Below are 18307 nucleotides of genomic sequence, written 5' to 3'. Positions count from 1 at the left end.
TCTGTTGATCTAAAGCGTAAACACCGTGCGGCAGCGACTATCATCTTCCTGCCACGCCAGGGCGACGTCACTCAATGGGCGCATCTGGAAGGCGATGGAAAAATCGCTCTCGGCGGCGGCGGCCAGCATTTCGCCAATGCAGGCAATCAATTCCTTATCCGACACGCTTCCCAGGCCGCTGCCCATCAACGTCAATCCGGATGAGCGCAGCAGCTTGCTGTGCAGCGTGATTTCCTGACCGCTCAACGAACCAATTTGCACAAAACGCACCGTCTTTTCACCGCCTGCCACTGCGGCCTGCATAATATCGAGCGCGCTCTGGCCCCAGAGATAATCCAGCACCACATCAATGCCTTCTTTCATCAGTGCCGGGAGCGCACCCGGCAATTCATCCAGCGTGAGCGTGATATCCGCACCCTGCGCACGCAGTTGATCCAGTGCGGCGCGGTTACGGCCAGTCGCAATGATTTTGCCTGCGCCCAGATGTTGCGCGATGCGTACCGCTAATCCGCCTGAGGTACCGGTTGCGCCATTGATCAATACGGTTTCACCGGCACGCAGCTGTGCGCGACGGGTTAACGCTGCCCAGGATGACATGCCCGGATTAGCCAGCGCCGCAGCCAGAACAGGATCGAGAGTGGCGGGAAGGGGAACGATGCTATCGGCGGGCACTAAGGTTCTTTCCGCCATGCTGCCCCACGGCGCATTAAAGGCGAGGAAGTAAACCGGATCGCCATTACTGAGCATGCCGGTGCCATCAATGCCGGTAATAAAGGGATAGTGTGCCGCCGAGCTGTAATGCGTACCGGCGGCGCGTGCTTTTGCCAGTTGGCTGACGGCGGCGGCTTTCACTGTCACCACGACATGGCTGTCATCGGCCTGCGGTTCAGGGAAATCACAGTATACGGGCAGTTCACCTGCTGCGGAAACTATCGCTGCTTTCATGTTTTCACCTTCAGTTAGTCGGAAACTATGTGTAATATGCACACATTAGTCTTGCCTCGGGAAAGCGTCAATGAAAAGTGTGCAAAATACACATAATAGTGCAGCATTTGATGATCTGCACAACGCGCTGCTGATGATTGTTGGAACCTTCAATCGACCACAACGTGATGAATTGCTTATAAAAGAATCGAATATTAAGCTTGATCGCGCACTGTTTCCGCTACTGATTCAGATTGGCCGCTTCGGGCCGATTGGTGTGGTTGAACTGGCGGAGCGTGCTGGGCGCGATTACACCACCGTCAGTCGTCAGGTGGCGAAACTGGAAGAGTTGGGGCTGGCACAGCGCCAGAAAAATGCCAAAGACAAACGGGTGAACGAAGCGGTGATTACTACGGCAGGTAAAGCGATGACCGACAAAATCGATGCCGCGCGCGCGCAGATTTATCAAAACCTGTTTGCCAGCTGGCAGGATGACGAGCGCGCCGAGCTGGCGCGTTTGCTGCAGAAATTTGTCGCAGATTTTATGGCGGTTGATAATACCGCGGATTAAGCGTTGCTGTAGCGCTCGGTTTCCGGCAGCCAGCGCTCAATTAATGCCTGCGCCTGCTCAGGATAATGCTGATGGATATGGCGCGCCACGCGCTGAACTTCGGGGATCATGCCTTGATCGCGCAGCAAATCAGCCACTTTAAACTCGGCGTTACCTGTCTGACGGGTGCCAAGCATTTCACCGGGACCGCGAATCTCTAAATCGTGCTGCGCAATCACAAAGCCATCGTTGCTGTCGCGCAGCACCTGCAGACGCTTCTGTGCGGTTTTGCTCAGCGGCGCTTTGTACAGCAGCACGCAATGCGAGGCGACGGCGCCACGGCCAACGCGGCCGCGCAGCTGGTGCAGCTGCGCCAAACCGAGACGTTCTGGATTCTCAATAATCATCAGGCTGGCGTTTGGCACATCCACGCCCACTTCAATCACCGTGGTGGCGATTAGCAGCTGAATTTCATTGGCTTTAAACGCCGCCATCACCGCCTGCTTTTCGGCTGGCTTCATGCGGCCGTGGACCAGGCCAACCTGCAAATCTGGCAGCGCCACTTTCAGCTCTTCCCAGGTGGCTTCCGCCGCCTGCGCTTCCAGCACTTCAGACTCTTCGATCAGCGTACAGACCCAATAAGCCTGGCGCCCTTCATGACAGGCGCTCTGCACGCGGGTGATGATCTCGCTGCGGCGACTATCGGGAATTGCCACCGTGGTCACCGGCGTACGTCCCGGCGGTAATTCATCGATGGTCGAGGTATCGAGATCGGCGTAAGCGGTCATCGCCAGCGTGCGGGGGATCGGTGTCGCGGTCATAATCAACTGGTGCGGATGGAAGCCCTGTTCCTCACCTTTTTCCCACAGCGCTAGGCGCTGATGCACGCCAAAGCGGTGCTGCTCATCAATGATCACCAGCGCCATGCCGTTAAATTTCACCTGCTCCTGGAACAACGCGTGGGTGCCCACCACCATCGCGACCTGGCCGCTGGCAATCGCTTCCTGCTGCGCCTCACGCGCTTTGCCTTTCTGCTTGCCCGCCAGCCAGCCCACTTCAATTCCCAGCGGCGCAAACCACTGACGGAAATTGTTGGCGTGCTGCTCAGCCAGCAGTTCGGTGGGAGCCATTAACGCCACCTGTTTGCCATGCGCGATGACATTCAGTGCCGCCAGTGCAGCCACTAGCGTTTTACCGGAACCGACATCGCCCTGCACCAAACGCATCATCGGAAAATCGTTGGCCAGATCCTTTTCGATTTCTGCCACCACGCGCTGTTGCGCACCGGTTGGCGAAAAGGGCAGCGCCGCGAGCAGTTGATTAACCAGCTCATGACGTGGCGGCATCGGCAGCGCATGATGGCGCTGTGCGCCAGCGCGCACAGCCAGCATACTGAGGTTATGCGCCAGCAGTTCTTCCAGAATTAAGCGCTTCTGTGCCGGATGACGCCCGGTCTCCAGCTCGCTCAAGCGTAAATCCGGCGGTGGACGATGCAAAGTGCGCAGTGCATCTGGCAGGCTAATCAGCCCGCCGCTCAGTTCTGACGGCAGCAGTTCGGCAATGGGGCAGCTTTCCAGCAGCGTTAGCGCCTGATCGGTGAGATTGCGCAGCGTCGCCTGGCGGATGCCTTCGGTTGTAGGATAGACCGGCGTGAGGGTTTCCTGCAGCTCAACGCCGCCTTGTTCGCCCTGCACGCGATACTCGGGATGAATGATTTCCGCACCGCGCTGGCCGCGTTTTATCTCGCCATAGGCAGTAACATATCGGCCTGGTGACAGGCTGTTTTTCATCCCGGCATTGAAATTGAAGAAGCGCATGGTCAGCATGCCGCTGCCATCGCTAATCTGGCACACCAGCATGCGGCGGCGGCCAAAGGTAATTTCGTTGCTCAGCACTTCACCTTCCACCGTGGCATAGACGCCCGGTAGCAGGTCATTAATTTTATACAGTTGGGTGCGATCTTCGTAGCGAAGTGGCAGGTGCAGCAGCAAATCCTGAATGGTAAACAGGCTGAGTTTAGCCAGCTTACCCGCCTGACTGGCGCCGACGCCGGTCAGGGTACTGAGCGGGATGGCATCCAGCAGACGGCCTTTCATTTTTTACCCGTCGATTGCATGGTGGCCCACCAATCGGCGTCGGCTTCCACCTCGCCCTGGGCATTGATGTGCGGATAAGGCAGGCCCTTCTGTTTGGCGACGCGTGCCAGTACCGGATAGCCGCCTTCAAACAGCAGGCGCTGTTGTTCGTCTTCATCCAGCAGGCTGTAGGTGCGCTGATACATCCCGGCATTCTGTCGTTGACGCTGCGCTTCATACAGAATCAACGCAGACGCGACCGAGACGTTGAGCGACTGCACCATGCCAACCATCGGCACAATGATGTCCTGATCGGCCAATGCCAGCGCTTCCGCCGTAATCCCGGTCTTTTCCTGACCCATCAGAATACAGGTCGGTTTAGTGTAATCGACCTCGCGAAAATCCACCGCTTTGGCCGACAGATTGGTCGCCAGCACCTGCATGCCTTCATCTTTAAGATGGCGTACCGCTTCGGCAATATGACGATGCGTTTTCACCTTGACCCAGCTGTTGCTGCCAGCTGAAGCTGAAACCATAGTGCGCATACGCACGCTTGGCCACACGGCGTGCACTTCGTGGATGCCGACCGCATCGGCGGTACGAATTACCGCTGAGACATTATGCGGTTTATGCACCTGTTCCATGCAGACGGTGAGATCGTGCTGGCGCAGGGCCAACATCTCCTGAATACGAGCAAAGCGTTGAGCGTTCATCGACTAGTTACGGTTTCTGTGAACTTTGATCACGTCCGGCATTACGCGGATTTTGCGCATAATATTCGCCAAATGGACGCGATCGTTCGCGGTGAGGCGGATAAAGGCGCTGTATACGCGACCATCTCGCTCTTCGGTATTCAGGCTCTGAATGTTGGAACCGGCAGTATTAATTGCCGCAGTCAGATTCGCCAGCGCGCCCTGATGATTGAACATGTCGACTTTAATCTCGGCGACAAATTCCTGATCGGTCACTTTATCCCACTCTACCGGCATGAACTTTTCAGGCTCTTTTTGGTAGCCGCGAATATTACGGCAGGATTCGTGATGCACCACCAGTCCTTTGCCGGGACTAACGTGCGCAACGATGGGATCGCCTGGAATCGGACGGCAGCATTTGGCAAAGGTGATCAGCACGCCATCTGCACCTTTGATCGGCAGCTTTTTGCGTTTGCTGTTACTTTGCGGCTCATCACTGCCCGCCTGCAGTAGGTTCTTCGCTACCACCACGCTCATGGCGTTACCGAGGCCAATTTCCGCCAGCAAATCATCGATGGCGGTCAGCTTCATGCGTTCCAGTTCGTGCTGAATATTCTCTGCCGGAATTTCTGCCAGCTTCTTGCTGCCGCCAAGCGCATGGCTTAACAGACGACGGCCAAGATTAACGGAGTCTTCACGTTTGAGGTTTTTCAGCAGTTGACGAATTTTGGCGCGCGCTTTTGAGCTGACAACAAAATTGAGCCAGGCAGCGTTCGGGCGAGCGCCCGGCGCGGTGATGATTTCAATGGTTTGACCGCTGGTCAGCGATTGAGACAGCGGATAAGGCTGGCGATCGACGCGAGCGCCAACGCAGGCATGACCGATATCGGTATGCACCGCATAGGCGAAATCGACTGGCGTGGCGCCAGCCGGCAATTCGACAATGCGGCCTTCCGGCGTGAACACATAGATCTCATCCGGGAAGAGATCGGATTTCACGCTTTCAATAAATTCAAATGAGCTACCGGCGCTTTGTTGCAGCTCCAGCAGGCTTTGCAACCAGCGCTGAGCACGAATTTGCGCGGTAGTACCGCTAATTTCACCGGTCTCTTTATAAGCCCAGTGTGCGGCAACACCCATTTCAGCCATCTGATCCATATCTTCGGTACGGATCTGCACTTCAACCGGCACGCCATGCGGGCCAATCATTGAGGTGTGCAGCGATTGATAGCCGTTGGCCTTGGGAATGGCGATGTAATCTTTCACGCGTCCGGGACGTGGTTTGTACAAGCTGTGCATCTGGCCAAGCACGCGGTAACAGGTATCCAGATCTTTCACGATGACGCGAAAGGCGTAGATGTCCATGATCGAGTGAAAACGCTGCTCTTTCAGGTGCATTTTGCGGTAGATCGAATAGAGATGCTTCTCACGTCCACTTACGCGGCAGGGAATACCTGCTTCCTGTAAGCGACCGTCGATTTCAGCGAGGATCTTTTGAATCATCTCTTTTCGATTACCACGCGCCGCTTTCACCACCTCTTTGATCACGCGGAAACGGTTCGGGTAGAGCGCTTCAAAGCCGAGCTCTTCCAGTTCTGTTTTCAGGTGATGAATACCAAGACGGTGCGCCAGAGGACTGTAAATCTCCAGCGTTTCCAGCGCGATACGGCGTTTTTTATCCGGGCGTAACGCGCCGAGCGTGCGCATGTTGTGCGTGCGGTCAGCCAGTTTGATCAAGATGACGCGGATATCCTGCACCATCGCCATGATCATTTTGCGGAAGTTTTCAGCCTGCGCTTCTTTCTTGTCGCGGAACTTCAGCTTATCGAGCTTGGAGACACCTTCCACCAGTTCGGCAACGCTTTTACCAAACAGCTGTTCCATATCCTGATAAGTGGCGGGCGTATCTTCAATCACATCATGCAGCAGCGCCGCCATTAGCGTTTCATGGTCGAGTTTCATCTCGGCCAGAATGCAGGCGACAGCAACAGGATGGGTGATGTAAGGCTCGCCGCTGGAGCGTGTTTGACCCTCGTGGGCATCACGCGCGACTAGATAAGCTTGCTTGAGGCGCTTAATTTGCTCCTCAGGCAAGTATTTTTCAATCAGTTGATTGAGGCTTTCGAACAGATACAAGGGCGACCTGCAGAGTGCTGTTAACGACGACCTTCAGCGATAGCGGTAACGGCTTGTAACTCAGCGGCTTCCTGCTCGTGCTGTTCCTGACGATCACGGACATCCAGGATCTGGGTGGTGATCAAACCTTCTTCAATTTCGCGCAGGGCGATAACGGTCGGCTTATCGTTCTCTTCTGGAACCAGCGCATCTTTACCGCCTACCTGCATCTGACGTGCACGACGTGCAGCGACCAACACCAGGTCAAAACGGTTACCAACTTTCTCTACTGCGTCCTGAACGGTTACGCGTGCCATAGGTGTGCTACTCCACAGATGATGAAGAAATGACTGGGCATAATACTGAAAGTGAATTCAGACTGCCAATAGTTTGCTGATTAAAGCATCATGTCGCGATTTTTGGCGACCCATACGCAGACGTTCTGCGCGAATAATGGTTTTCAGATCTGACAACGCCAGATCGAAATCATCATTAACAATTAAATAATCATATTCGGCATAGTGGCTCATTTCCGCCACCGCCTGTTGCATACGACGGGCAATCACCTCTTCGCTGTCCTGACCGCGTCCACGCAGGCGGCGATCCAACTCTTCGGTAGAGGGCGGCAACACAAAGATGCTGCGTGCAGCAGGCATTTTCTTGCGAATTTGCTGCGCACCTTGCCAGTCGATATCCAGGAAGACGTCAACGCCGGTCGCCAGCACCTGCTCAATGGCAGCGCGTGACGTACCATAATAATTGCCAAACACTTCCGCATGTTCGAGGAAGTCATCTGCTGCAATCATGGTCTCGAATTCGGGCTTAGAGACGAAAAAGTAGTGCTCACCATGAGCTTCACCGGGACGCACGCCACGGGTGGTATGCGAAATAGACACTTGCGTATCGTACAACGGTTGTGTCTTTAACAGCGCCTGAATCAGGCTGGATTTACCCGCGCCGCTAGGGGCGGAAACAATATAAAGCGTGCCTTGAGCCATGGTTATCTTGAATTGAGTAAAGAGCGGAGTCGATTTCCTGCACAGTATACACGGCTTAAGGGTGTCACGCAGCGTTTGCCGCTTGGCTGAGGCAATTCTTTTTCTGTGAAGCCGCGCCAGAAGCAGATGTAGCATGCTGCAACGGGCATATAAACGATGGAATCTGCTTCTATCTTGCAATTTTCACTGCTGGTAAAAGCCTTCGCTGCACTCTCCAATAGCCAAAAAGGAGAGTGAAGATGAAAGGATGCCTCAGTGTGATTTGCTGCTTTTTCAGCATAGGTTGCTGGGCCGAAGCGCTGTGTCCAAATTGGTCGCCCGTGCGCGCCGGGCAGGAGATAGCGCAGCTGCAAACCCAGCTACGTCAGTGGGACGACGCTTATTATCGGCAGGGTACTCATGCGGTGACCGATGCGGATTATGACAGCCTGCAACAGCGGTTACAGCAGTGGCAGCGCTGTTTCACCCCCGCGCAGCCCTCCTATGATGCTCAACTCACCACCGACGGCAGCACGCATCATCCCGTTGCACACACTGGCGTGCGCAAACTGCGCGATAAGCTGGCGGTGGCGTATTGGATGCAAGATAGATCTGCGCTGTGGGTGCAGCCCAAAGTTGATGGCGTAGCTGTCACGTTAGTGTATCGGCAAGGTCGGTTGGTTTCATTAATCAGCCGTGGCGATGGTTTGCGTGGTGAAGAGTGGCTGGCCAAATCGCCCCATATTCCTGCCATTCCGCAACGTATTCATACCCAGCGAGACGAAGTCATACTGCAAGGTGAGCTGTTTCTGCAGATGAACGATCATCAACAGGCTCGCGACGGTGGTAAAAATGCGCGTGCTCAGGTGGCGGGAGCGATGATGCGGCACGACAGCAGCCCGCTTCTTGATCGCCTCGGTATATTCATCTGGGCGTGGCCGGACGGCCCGGCTTCGATGTCCGATCGTCTGGCGCAGCTAACGCAATGGGGCTTTGGACTCACGCAGAGCTGGAGTCGTCAGGTGAGTAATGAAGAGGAGGTCGCAGTATGGCGCGATCGCTGGTTCCGCGAATCGCTGCCGTTTGTCACCGATGGCGTAGTGATCCATCAATCACCTGCCAGCGCAGGGCGCGATTGGCAGCCTGGGCAGGGCAGTTGGTCAGCGGCATGGAAATATCAGCCGGCGGAAGTCAGTAGCGAAGTGCTCTCGGTAGATTTCAATGTAGGACGCACGGGCAAGATTGCCGTCGTGCTGAATCTGATTCCGGTGCAACTCGACGATAAAACGGTACGGCGGGTCAACATTGGCTCACTGCGACGCTGGCGCGAACTGGATGTGATCGCGGGCGATGAGGTGACGCTCACGCTTGCGGGATTAGGCATTCCCCGGCTGGAGCGGGTAATTTGGCGCGTTGTGCAGCGCGATTATCCATCGTCGCCTCAGGATGGCGAATTCCACGGCTTAACGTGTCTGCACTTCAGCGCTGCCTGCCGGGCGCAGTTTTTGTCTCGCCTCAGCTGGCTGAGCCAGAAAACGGTGTTGGATATTGCGGGCGTACAGCGCAGCAGCTGGCAGCGCTTACTGGATAGTGGTGCTATCACGCATCTCTTTTCCTGGCTGACGCTGACGCCAGAGCAGATTGCGCAGGCCAACGGGATAACGCCAGCCCGCGCGCAGCTCATCTGGCACCGCTTCAACTTAACGCGGCAACTGCCGCTGCGGCGCTGGGTAAGTGCACTTGGCTTGCCGTTACCGCGTACGGCTCTGCAGGCGCTCCCGGATACACAGTGGTCGCAGTTGATGGCGCGAACGGCGGAAAGCTGGCAGCAGTTGCCCGGTATCGGTAGCGTTTTGGCACAGCGGATTGTGATGATGCTGCAGGATGCGAGCCTGCAGCAATTGATTCACTTTCTGCAACAGCAGGAGATCCCTGCTGTTGACTCAATGTTCAGGGTGGGGATAGTTGAAAATTGGCAAACCGAGGCGGAAACGCAGCGCCAGCAAGCGGGCGAAGAAGCCAAACAGTAGCGTGATGATCACCACCGCTTCATGCGCCAGCGGCGTTTTCAACAGCAGGATGTACATCCAGCCAGAGGCGAACGCGATACCGGCATACAGCTCTTTCTGGAACACCAGTGGAATGCGATTGCAAAACATGTCGCGCAGTACGCCGCCAAACACACCGGTAATTACAGCGGCGATGGCAGCAATAATGGAAGCATGACCACTATCAAGTGCGACCTGTGCGCCAATAATCGAGAACACCACCAGACCCAGCGCATCCAGCACCAGAAATACTTTACGCAGATGCGTCATTAGGGGTGCAACAAAGGTCGTCACCACCGCAGCGGCGGCGACGATCATGATGTATTCAGGATGTTTTACCCAGCCGAGAGGGTAGTGACCCAGCAGAATATCACGCACCGAACCACCACCAATCGCGGTAACCGAAGCGATGATGATCACGCCGAACAAATCCATTTTGCGACGCCCTGCCGCCAGTGCGCCGGTCATGGCTTCGGCAGTAATACCAATAATATAGAGAACGGTTAATAACATAGAGCACTCCATCAGATTGGCGGCAAGGCTAAAGATTTCCCAGCGTGTAGACCACTGAGATTTTCTCAATAAAGCAGCATCAGATTAGCCATTTTTATGGCAAGCATGCTAACAGGCTTAGCAGGTGGGATAAATCAGCATTCAGCCACCGTTTCGCATGAGTATAAATGATGCGAATCGTTAAAAACCTCATCAACTTAAGTTTCAGGCAGATTGTGTCGTACCTGTCTATTGCCTGTTCAGCCAGGCTCCCAACTCATTGGCATCACGCGCGGCAACTATCGGACAGGCATGAAAACTCGTAACGAAGACATTCTCTTTTTCTCTTCCGACAAATTGGCGGCGGTGGGGTTGGAGGGGCTATTGGCTACAATACCTATTGACGGCCAGGTGCATGAGTTGTGGTCGCTGAGCACCGTGATGTCGCAGTGTGAAAAACTCAAGCCGCGGTTGTTAGTCTGCATTTTCCACGAAAATATGCCGTTGGCCGGTACCTTCAAGGTGCTCTATGCCTTGCAACAGCAGTTTCCCACGATGCAGATATTGGTGCTTACCCGGCGCTTATTACCGTTAATGCATGCATTAAGCCGCTATCTGCCAGCACTCAATATTCTGGATTTAAAATCATCCTGTCAGGCTGTTACCCACCGCTTGAGCGCTTGCATCAGCGCGAGTACACAGGTTCAGTTGATGGAAGGCGCTGACATTCTGCTGCCCGATCGTCAGCTACGCGTGTTACTGATGATGGCATGGGGTTATAGCACCGAACACATTGGCACTCGTTTAGGTATCAGTCATAAAACGGTGAATGCGCACAAGCTCAACGCACTGACGCGGCTGCAGATCAAAAACAAGAATGATATGGCCGATCTGTTTATGGTGATTGATGAGTTGCGGATGCTGGTGAGTTGGCTGCGGTTGCAGCGTAACGGTAAGTTAAGCGAACTCGCTTTTCACTCATTGGAAGAGTTACTGGAAACATAAAAAAGAAAAAAGCGTGCTGGCGACCAGCACGCGAACGCATCTTTTCAGATGCCCAGAGCCCACCATACAGACTTGTTTTTATTATCCGTTTCTTGCTCGCACGTTGACGAAACTTTTTAGGCTAAAACGGTATTCTGGCTGAAACCAGGCACGACCGTAGTAGCAATAAACCAGCATTCTGATGGATACCATGGCAAGGTAACCCCAGATAGCGCACAACACTGAGGGTGTCAGCCACACGGTGAAGAGCGTGACGCCTAATCCCACCAGCACAGAAGAGACTTCCGTGAATGCAATGCGCGAAAATTGGTTTTCCCGCTGTAATATTGCGCGATAATGTTGCCCCTGCGGAATAATAATGAATATGACCGAAATCATTTCAAGCATTACCGCCATCTCAGGTTGATTCATTATACGACCAGAAATATCACTGCCAATAAACAGTACAGCAAAGATAACAAGGCCGCTTAATACGTTTCCCCAATATAAAATTGAGAGATCGCTATTATTGAGGTTGTTATTTCTTATAATGGCATTGCCAAACTTTCGGTCGGCTAGTGTATCAATAATTAACAGCATCACAATCGCAATGGCGAGTAGATCTAACTCATTTGCCTGAAGTATTTTTGCCAGTAGTGAAAGTTGTAAAACACCAATGCCGACGATTTTGATTGATGACAAAATTGACCATTTAGCGTGGGTCAGATTTTTCTCTCTTAACGCCATACTCTGCTCATTATGGTACATGTACCAGTGCAATTAAGGGGTTACTCTAGCCAGAGGTTAGAGTCCAGCTCACATCAATGCAGCGATTCCTGGCACAGTCCTGAAATACCTTTCAGGTTTTGCCACGTAAAAGATGCTTTCAATTAAATGATGTTCTGAATGTATAAAGATGCCCCTGGCGCTTAATGGTGTTTTTTGTCTTAACGGTATCTCCTCCTGTGCGGAGGAAATCCGTAAGATCATTATAAAATCCCTTTGCGTTTATATATTCCCCGGCCAGCATCCGCCTGGCAATCTCAACAAATTCTTTTTCTGATAACAAAGGATAGGTTGAGCGATCCATGTTATTTCCCTGCTGTTGTTATTATGGTTACTGCTGTGTGTGAAGGAGTTATACCGTGTTTTAATTAAATTAACACCATCAGAAAACTCCTATAAATACACCGCAGGAATAAATGGTTTCAGAATATGCATCAGAATATATTAGGCGAACGACTTACTATTTATTAAAATTTTTAGTCTTTCCTCGCCCCTTGATGAAGTTGCAATAGACGGATAACTAAAAAATCTCGATAAATCATACGGGCCAGGCTTTTTTATAAGCATCCTCACCAGGAGGTTTCCTGGTGAGGATGCTTAAGCCGGACTGGTGATTAGCGTATAAATCAGTGGAGGTTTTGCTAAAACAGTTAAACGCTGCTGTGCGAAAAAGAAACCGATTTTTATCGTTTGATTCCAGCAACAGTTAAAGAGGTGTTGATTGCATAATTCATTGATTCTAATGAGTTAACAGGTGAAGAAGTTGTTCGAGGTCGCGTTTTACCCATGCAACATCCTGGGCAAATTTCTCATCCGACATCAACGGCTGGCGATAAACGACCATCACCACTTCTGCACCTTGTTCGTTAGCAATCACCCGCATCGGCATATAAATCTCTTTTCCGCTACCGGTATCAATCCAGTGGTCCATTACGCCAAACGGGTTGTGTGGGGTAAATCGAATCTTTACCGTTCCCTCTGGGCCTTTGGCTTTCCAGCTATTTCCTTCCTGCGTCAGCGTGCTGGCGCTGAGCCCACTTGCCCATTTGGCAAAGCATTCAGGCTTCCAGATGGTTTCATATAAATCTAACCAGTTGCGTGGAACGGTCAGCGTGACTGTCTGAGATGGCAGCATGGAACCTCCTGATGTGATACAGCCATTAAAGCACGGTGGTACCGGGCTGCAAACGGCCCGGTCATGGAAGTGTGGTACAGCAGCGGTTTCCGTGAGAATGCTGTAATCAGATGAACTTGCCGCGCCCCTGAATATCCCGTTCTTCACTGCTGCCATCAGCCTGACGCAGCACGAAGCGATCAGACTGCGCCACCACTGCACAGCTGTGATTAGGGAAGATACGCAGCAGTGCGCCAACAGGCGGCGCCTGATCGCCATATTGCAGAAAGCCATGCTCTTCCGACAGCTTCAACACTTCATAGTGATTGCCTTGCTCATCCACCGCGATGCCAAATCCGCTGGCATTGGTGCCGTGTGGACCTTTATCTGAACTGAGCATCTTGGAGCCAGCATCAATAATGGCGAAGTGCGGATTAACTGCGACGACGCGTGTCACCACGCTCAATGCCAATTCATCCGGCGCACACAGACCCAAACGCCATGCGGTAAGATCCAGCAGCGCGTAATTGCCGGGGCGGATTTCATCACAGCCATTGGCTACCGGAGCTGCTAACGCCGTTGGTGTTGAACCAACCGAAATCGCGCAGTCAGCAAATCCGGCGGCGATCAGGCGCTGTTGCACATCGCGCATCAGTGCAATTTCCTGCAGTGCAATTTCCGCGATGGCAACGGCATTGCCCGCACCATAAGCATGTCCAGCATGAGAAACCAATCCGGCAAACGGCAGACCTGCATCCTGAATTTGCTGCGCCAGCGTAATGGCGGCACTGCTGTGGGGATCGATACCAATGCGATGCAGGCCGACATCCACCTTAATCGCTATCGCTAACTGGCAATCGGGCTGACGCTGATGTGCCGCAGTAATCGCCGCAACGCCAGTTGCGCAATCAGCAATGCAGGTAATACGCGCCTGGTGTTGTGCGGCAACCGCTAACATTTCGGCCAGTGTGTCGGCTTGCACTATCGGATAAGCCAGCAGCAGATCGCGTTCACCACCGAGAATAAAGGCGATGCCTTCACTCGGCTTAGAAACGGTAATGCCCTGCGCGCCAAGTGCTCGCTGTTGCTCAGCGATCCAGACGCTTTTATGGGTTTTGATATGGGGGCGCAGCGCGACGCCAGCGGCATCGGCTTTTTGCTGCATCTGATGCAGATTGCGCTGCAGGCGCGGTGCATCAATTTCAAGGTAAGGAGTGAGCCGGTCGGCAATCAACGGTCGCAGCCAGCCAGCCGCTATATTCTGTTCCATCATAATAGTCCGCAGGTAATGACAAGTGCGGACCATCATTAAACAATGCGCAGCAGAATGCCAGCCGCTAGCCTAACCCATTGCCAGCATTCTCTTTTCGGCAAATAAGGTGCGGCAAAGGTTGATTAACGAGTTTGGTACGAGTGGGGGTCAACGATGAGCGGAGCAGAATGAGCAGCAGGCCAAAACCTGCTGCCTCGGAAGATTAGATATAGAGAGAAGCTTCACCCGGCGGACGCGTTTTAAAGCGACGATGCAGCCACAGGTACTGATCGGGCGCACGGAGGATCTCTTTTTCGATCACTCTGTTCATGTAGGCAGCCGCTGCGGCTTCATCCTCATAAGGATAATTTTCCAGTTCTGGCTGAATAATCAGCTGGTAACCGCTTTTATCCTGATTACGAATCAGCACGATAGTCAGCATCGCCGGTTTCGCCAGGCGTGACAGAACAAAAGTACCGTTGGTCGTTGCCGCTTGTTTCACCGCAAACAGCGGCGCAAACACGCTGCCTTTCGGGCCGTAATCCTGATCGGGTGCGAACCAAACGGCTTCGCCTTTTTTCAGAGCCTGCACCATGCCACGCAAATCACGGCGATCAATCATGGCTTTATTCGAACGCATACGACCTTTAGTCTGCGCCCATTCCATGGCTTGATTATTGTGCGGGCGATACATCGCCATCATCGGCTGACACAAACCGGTAATCCGTCCGCCCAGTTCGAGCGACATAAAATGCACACCGATAACCATCACACCACGCTGGTGGCTTTGCGCCTTCTGCAGGTTTTCAAGGCCGCTGACCTTGAAGTAACGACGCACGCGCGCGTCCGACCAGAACCAGGCAATGCCGGTTTCTGCCAGTGCCATCCCGAGCGAGGCGAAGTTGCCCGCGATCATCGCCTCTTTCTGTTCTTCTTCAATATTGGGGAAGCACAGCTCAATGTTGCGGCGAGTAATGCGTTCACGGCGCTGCAGGAAATGGCGAGACAGTTTGCCAGCGCCAGCACCAAGCCGGATAAGAATAGGGTAGGGAAGTTGCACCAGTAGCCACAGAACACCTAGCCCAAACCAGGTAAACCAGTAGCGAGGATGCAGAAGAGTGGATCGGAACTGCCTGGATTTCGTCATAACGCCTTCATGTCGGGAAAATGTATCGCACAAAGAAGAGAGTCCATGAGTTCCTGGCGGTACAACTGTTCTAATTACGACCAGTAGATTAACAAATAGTGCCGTCAAAGAAACGCGATCTCCACAATCTTTAAGATTAAGAGAAGTTGTTGATGCAGCGACTATGAGTAGTTTAATGGCTATCTGGTGGAAAGTTATTTTTTAATATCAGTAGTTTAATGGCAGAGTTTCATAAGGTTGAACGGTGATGTTTGCTCGCTTAAAGTCAATTCTGAAAAGATTTTTTATGATTGCTGACACTTATTTAACGCTAACTGCGAAAAATAGCGCTCTGGCTTACGTAGCTTATGAGTAAACCGCAACGCTTTTGCCTGCCATCTATACCTTAAAAAGCCCGCTATGCTGCGGGCTTTTCGAAAAGCATGTTACTCGATATTCTGAATCTGCTCGCGCATCTGCTCGATCAAAACTTTCAGTTCAATCGCTGATGCGGTGATCTCGGCATTGATGGATTTCGATGCCAGGGTGTTCGACTCGCGGTTGAACTCCTGCATCATAAAGTCGAGACGGCGGCCAACGGCTTCTTTCTTCTTCAGGATGTTGTAGGTCTCTTTCACATGCGCATCCAAACGATCCAGCTCTTCCGAAACATCGGTGCGCTGCGCCATCATCACCAGCTCTTGCTCAAGGCGATTGTTCTCGAGCTGCACTTCGGCTTCTTCCAGCTTGGTCACCAGACGCTCGCGCTGCCATTTAATGACTTCTGGCATCTGCGCGCGCACTTTGCTGACTTCTTGCGATACGCCCTCCAGGCGCTGTTCGATCATCGCTTTCAGCGCGGTACCTTCGCTTTCACGCGCTTCGATAAAGTCATCCAATGCGCCATCCAGCGCGACCAGCAGTTCGGCGTTAATCGCATCGAGATCCTGCTCCTCGGCTGACATCACACCCGGCCAGCGCAAAATATCCAGCGGGTTGATCGCGCCTTCATCACTCTGCATTTTTACCCAGTTGGCAGCCTGCACCAGCTGTTTTGCCAGCGACTCATTCAGCTGCAACTCGCCTTGCGCGCTGGCATCGGCGTCATAGCGCAAATAGCACTCGATTTTACCGCGCGTCAGACGGTTGCGAATACGCTCGCGGATGACAGGTTCCAGACCACGGAACTGTTCCGGTAAACGGATATAGGTTTCCAGATAGCGCTGGTTAACAGAACGAAGCTCCCAGGCGGCGCTGCCCCAGTGGCCTTTGGCTTCGCGGCGGGCGTAAGCGGTCATACTGCGGATCATAATCGTCTTCTCATTTTCAGAAATGTTGGATGAAGTATAGCGAGGCAGGCTCGACGCTAACAGGCATAAGCGTACATAAGCTTGAATAACAAAAAATTTCCGCTTTTGGCGACAGGCACTTATGCTTAGCGCTGGTTCACATCTTGAGGATGAAGTGATGTTCCGCTCTGTGGCTCTCCCGGTTTTATTGACCTTCCTGCTCGCTGGATGTCAGGCGCCTTCGACACCGCGTGAACAAATTCCGCCCAACACGGCACCCGTAGCAGTATGCGGTTCTGGTGAAGTCATGATGCAAACGACATTGTGGTTTGGCATGAATAAGCCAAAAGGCGGCACGGTGAGCAGCCTTGAGTGGCAACAATTTGTCGATAACGATGTGACTCCGCGCTTCAAAGACGGGCTGTCGGTATATGACGCGAAGGGACAGTGGCTGGGCGAAAACGGTAAGCTGGCGCGGGAAAACAGTAAGGCGCTGATGCTGATTCACCATCCCGATCACAGCAGCTCGGAGAGTATTAACGGATTACGTGATATCTATAAAAAGCGTTTCGAGCAGGAATCCGTAATGCGTGTTGATTCACTGGTGTGCGTGGCGTTTTAAATAAAGGGCGGCCGCTCAGCCGCCCTTTATCATCAGATAAACAGCCCGGCAAATGCGGCAGAGAGCAGGCTCACCAGCGTTGAGCCATAAACCAGCTTCCAGCCAAATCGTGAGACCACATTGCCCTGCTTTTCATTCAGACCTTTGATCGCCCCGGCAACAATGCCGATAGAGGCGAAGTTAGCGAACGATACCAGGAACACCGACAGAATGCCCAGCCCGCGTGGCGTCATCTCAGCGGCGACTTTCTTCAGCTCAATCATCGCGACAAACTCATTCGCCACCAGCTTGGTCGCCATAATACTGGCTGCCTGCAGCGCATCGGCGGACGGAATACCCACCAGCCACGCAAACGGATAGAACACATAACCAAGCAGATGTTGGAAGCTGTAGCCGAATACCGCCGCGAACAGCGCATTTATCGCCGCAATCAGCGCGATAAAACCAATCAGCATTGCCATGATAATCATCGCCACTTTAAAACCGGCGAGAATGTATTCCCCCAGCATCTCAAAGAAACTTTGATCTTCGTGCAGCTTATCCAGCGCAATCTGTTCTTCATTTTCCGGACGCGTCGGATTGATGATCGACAGAATAATAAAGGTGCTGAACATGTTGAGCAGCAGCGCCGCAACCACATATCTGGCATCAATCATCGACATATAGGCCCCGACAATCGACAGAGAAACTGTCGACATCGCGGTTGCGGCCATGGTGTACATACGCGGTGCGGAGATATCGCCGAGAATGCCTTTATAAGCGATAAAGTTCTCCGACTGGCCGAGAATCAAGGTACTGACGGCGTTAAAGGACTCCAGCTTGCCCATGCCGTTCACTTTCGACAGTAGCGTGCCAAAGAAACGAATCAGCAGCGGCAGAATACGCCAGTGCTGCAAAATACCAATCAGGGCAGAAATAAACACAATCGGGCACAGTACGCCGAGGAAAATAAATGCCAGGCCCTGATCGGCCATATTGCCAAACACAAAGTTGGTACCCTGAGCGGCATAGGTCAGCAAGGTTTCGAAGAAGCCGCCGACGGCGGTAACCACGGATTGGCCACCGGCAGAATGCAGGAAAAACCAACCCAGCGCCGCTTCTACGATCAGCAGTTGAATAATAAAACGCGGACGAATCCGTTTGCGGTCATGGCTGACCAACAGCGCAAGGGCAAAGATCACCACCAGCGCCAGCAGAAAATGCAGTATCGCTATCATCGTTTATCTTTTTTAGGGAGGAAACGCGCATTTAGCCACAGCCA

18 protein-coding genes are annotated in these 18307 nt (G+C 53.0%); 4 read left to right on the top strand and 14 right to left on the bottom strand.

The window, feature by feature from the left end; genetic code table 11:
• Positions 1–9: 9 nt before the first annotated feature.
• The gene (locus WH298_RS09380) at positions 10–945 is read right to left on the bottom strand and encodes a quinone oxidoreductase family protein (protein WP_180822721.1); all 936 of its coding nucleotides are present in this window, start codon (positions 943–945) and stop codon (positions 10–12) included.
• 70 nt (positions 946–1015) lie between these two features.
• Between WH298_RS09380 and WH298_RS09375 the strand changes: the two genes are divergently transcribed.
• Positions 1016–1495: a MarR family winged helix-turn-helix transcriptional regulator gene (locus WH298_RS09375; protein ID WP_180822720.1), complete on the top strand. Its 480-nt coding sequence runs from the start codon at positions 1016–1018 to the stop codon at positions 1493–1495.
• Here the strand turns inward: WH298_RS09375 and recG are convergent.
• The 5 genes from recG to gmk are packed head-to-tail and all read right to left on the bottom strand — an operon-like array spanning position 1492 to position 7354.
• Positions 1492–3570 (bottom strand): ATP-dependent DNA helicase RecG, encoded by a 2079-nt coding sequence (recG, locus tag WH298_RS09370; RefSeq protein WP_180822719.1) that lies wholly within the window; start codon positions 3568–3570, stop codon positions 1492–1494. The genes WH298_RS09375 and recG overlap by 4 nt on opposite strands.
• Positions 3567–4262: a tRNA (guanosine(18)-2'-O)-methyltransferase TrmH gene (trmH, locus tag WH298_RS09365; RefSeq protein WP_180822718.1), complete on the bottom strand. Its 696-nt coding sequence runs from the start codon at positions 4260–4262 to the stop codon at positions 3567–3569. Before trmH ends, recG begins: the two co-directional genes overlap by 4 nt.
• 3 nt (positions 4263–4265) lie before the next feature.
• Positions 4266–6377, bottom strand: coding sequence for a bifunctional GTP diphosphokinase/guanosine-3',5'-bis pyrophosphate 3'-pyrophosphohydrolase (gene spoT / locus WH298_RS09360; protein ID WP_007885263.1), 2112 nt, complete (start codon positions 6375–6377; stop codon positions 4266–4268).
• A gap of 20 nt (positions 6378–6397) precedes the next feature.
• Complete coding sequence (gene rpoZ / locus WH298_RS09355; RefSeq protein WP_007885265.1) at positions 6398–6673, bottom strand: DNA-directed RNA polymerase subunit omega; 276 nt, start codon at positions 6671–6673, stop codon at positions 6398–6400.
• 57 nt (positions 6674–6730) lie between these two features.
• The gene (gmk, locus tag WH298_RS09350; RefSeq protein WP_036619878.1) at positions 6731–7354 is read right to left on the bottom strand and encodes a guanylate kinase; all 624 of its coding nucleotides are present in this window, start codon (positions 7352–7354) and stop codon (positions 6731–6733) included.
• 239 nt (positions 7355–7593) lie between these two features.
• On the opposite strand from gmk, the gene ligB reads away from it, so the two are divergent.
• Entirely contained in the window at positions 7594–9363 is a 1770-nt protein-coding gene (ligB, locus tag WH298_RS09345; RefSeq protein ID WP_180822717.1) for an NAD-dependent DNA ligase LigB, read from the top strand.
• On the opposite strand, the gene WH298_RS09340 is transcribed toward ligB, so the two are convergent.
• Positions 9277–9894 carry a trimeric intracellular cation channel family protein gene (locus tag WH298_RS09340; protein WP_007885270.1) on the bottom strand — a complete coding sequence of 206 codons (618 nt, stop codon included), beginning with the start codon at positions 9892–9894 and terminating at the stop codon, positions 9277–9279. The two genes, ligB and WH298_RS09340, sit on opposite strands and share 87 nt — an antisense overlap.
• 291 nt (positions 9895–10185) lie before the next feature.
• On the opposite strand from WH298_RS09340, the gene WH298_RS09335 reads away from it, so the two are divergent.
• On the top strand, positions 10186–10878 hold the full coding sequence (locus tag WH298_RS09335) for a response regulator transcription factor (protein ID WP_180822716.1): 693 nt from the start codon (positions 10186–10188) through the stop codon (positions 10876–10878).
• An 81-nt stretch (positions 10879–10959) separates the two neighbouring features.
• On the opposite strand, the gene WH298_RS09330 is transcribed toward WH298_RS09335, so the two are convergent.
• The 6 genes from WH298_RS09330 to WH298_RS09305 form a co-directional block, all read right to left on the bottom strand.
• Positions 10960–11604 (bottom strand): oligosaccharide flippase family protein, encoded by a 645-nt coding sequence (locus WH298_RS09330; RefSeq protein WP_007885273.1) that lies wholly within the window; start codon positions 11602–11604, stop codon positions 10960–10962.
• A gap of 139 nt (positions 11605–11743) precedes the next feature.
• Complete coding sequence (locus tag WH298_RS09325; RefSeq protein WP_238344423.1) at positions 11744–11947, bottom strand: hypothetical protein; 204 nt, start codon at positions 11945–11947, stop codon at positions 11744–11746.
• Positions 11948–12382: 435 nt separating this feature from the next.
• Complete coding sequence (locus WH298_RS09320; protein WP_007885277.1) at positions 12383–12778, bottom strand: hypothetical protein; 396 nt, start codon at positions 12776–12778, stop codon at positions 12383–12385.
• Positions 12779–12884: 106 nt separating this feature from the next.
• Positions 12885–14027, bottom strand: a complete 1143-nt coding sequence (locus WH298_RS09315) for an alanine racemase (protein WP_422616029.1) — start codon at positions 14025–14027, stop codon at positions 12885–12887.
• 205 nt (positions 14028–14232) lie between these two features.
• Positions 14233–15156 carry a kdo(2)-lipid IV(A) palmitoleoyltransferase gene (lpxP, locus tag WH298_RS09310; protein ID WP_007885281.1) on the bottom strand — a complete coding sequence of 308 codons (924 nt, stop codon included), beginning with the start codon at positions 15154–15156 and terminating at the stop codon, positions 14233–14235.
• 425 nt (positions 15157–15581) lie between these two features.
• Complete coding sequence (locus WH298_RS09305; RefSeq protein ID WP_007885282.1) at positions 15582–16445, bottom strand: YicC/YloC family endoribonuclease; 864 nt, start codon at positions 16443–16445, stop codon at positions 15582–15584.
• A gap of 157 nt (positions 16446–16602) precedes the next feature.
• Here WH298_RS09305 and WH298_RS09300 point away from each other — a divergent pair, with 157 nt between their 5' ends.
• A complete protein-coding gene (locus WH298_RS09300) occupies positions 16603–17046 on the top strand; it encodes a DUF3574 domain-containing protein (protein ID WP_036619897.1) in 444 nt (147 codons plus the stop codon).
• 32 nt (positions 17047–17078) lie between these two features.
• Here WH298_RS09300 and WH298_RS09295 read toward each other — a convergent pair whose 3' ends face one another.
• Positions 17079–18263, bottom strand: a complete 1185-nt coding sequence (locus tag WH298_RS09295) for a NupC/NupG family nucleoside CNT transporter (RefSeq protein WP_007885289.1) — start codon at positions 18261–18263, stop codon at positions 17079–17081.
• Between the last annotated feature and the right edge of the window lie 44 nt (positions 18264–18307).

The organism is Pantoea nemavictus (genome assembly GCF_037479095.1).
GTDB classification, from domain to species: Bacteria; Pseudomonadota; Gammaproteobacteria; order Enterobacterales; family Enterobacteriaceae; genus Pantoea; species Pantoea nemavictus.
This window is presented reverse-complemented; position numbering and strand designations above follow the sequence as displayed.

Bases quoted from the DNA above. Each gene is read 5' to 3' on its own strand.
- WH298_RS09340 (WP_007885270.1), bottom strand. From the start codon at position 9,894: ATGTTATTAACCGTTCTCTATATTATTGGTATTACTGCCGAAGCCATG.
- WH298_RS09305 (WP_007885282.1), bottom strand. From the start codon at position 16,445: ATGATCCGCAGTATGACCGCTTACGCCCGCCGCGAAGCCAAAGGCCAC.
- lpxP (WP_007885281.1), bottom strand. From the start codon at position 15,156: ATGACGAAATCCAGGCAGTTCCGATCCACTCTTCTGCATCCTCGCTAC.
- WH298_RS09375 (WP_180822720.1), top strand. From the start codon at position 1,016: ATGAAAAGTGTGCAAAATACACATAATAGTGCAGCATTTGATGATCTG.
- WH298_RS09325 (WP_238344423.1), bottom strand. From the start codon at position 11,947: ATGGATCGCTCAACCTATCCTTTGTTATCAGAAAAAGAATTTGTTGAG.
- WH298_RS09380 (WP_180822721.1), bottom strand. From the start codon at position 945: ATGAAAGCAGCGATAGTTTCCGCAGCAGGTGAACTGCCCGTATACTGT.
- rpoZ (WP_007885265.1), bottom strand. From the start codon at position 6,673: ATGGCACGCGTAACCGTTCAGGACGCAGTAGAGAAAGTTGGTAACCGT.
- WH298_RS09300 (WP_036619897.1), top strand. From the start codon at position 16,603: ATGTTCCGCTCTGTGGCTCTCCCGGTTTTATTGACCTTCCTGCTCGCT.
- WH298_RS09330 (WP_007885273.1), bottom strand. From the start codon at position 11,604: ATGGCGTTAAGAGAGAAAAATCTGACCCACGCTAAATGGTCAATTTTG.
- WH298_RS09315 (WP_422616029.1), bottom strand. From the start codon at position 14,027: ATGGAACAGAATATAGCGGCTGGCTGGCTGCGACCGTTGATTGCCGAC.
- gmk (WP_036619878.1), bottom strand. From the start codon at position 7,354: ATGGCTCAAGGCACGCTTTATATTGTTTCCGCCCCTAGCGGCGCGGGT.
- trmH (WP_180822718.1), bottom strand. From the start codon at position 4,262: ATGAACGCTCAACGCTTTGCTCGTATTCAGGAGATGTTGGCCCTGCGC.
- WH298_RS09335 (WP_180822716.1), top strand. From the start codon at position 10,186: ATGAAAACTCGTAACGAAGACATTCTCTTTTTCTCTTCCGACAAATTG.
- WH298_RS09320 (WP_007885277.1), bottom strand. From the start codon at position 12,778: ATGCTGCCATCTCAGACAGTCACGCTGACCGTTCCACGCAACTGGTTA.
- ligB (WP_180822717.1), top strand. From the start codon at position 7,594: ATGAAAGGATGCCTCAGTGTGATTTGCTGCTTTTTCAGCATAGGTTGC.
- recG (WP_180822719.1), bottom strand. From the start codon at position 3,570: ATGAAAGGCCGTCTGCTGGATGCCATCCCGCTCAGTACCCTGACCGGC.
- WH298_RS09295 (WP_007885289.1), bottom strand. From the start codon at position 18,263: ATGATAGCGATACTGCATTTTCTGCTGGCGCTGGTGGTGATCTTTGCC.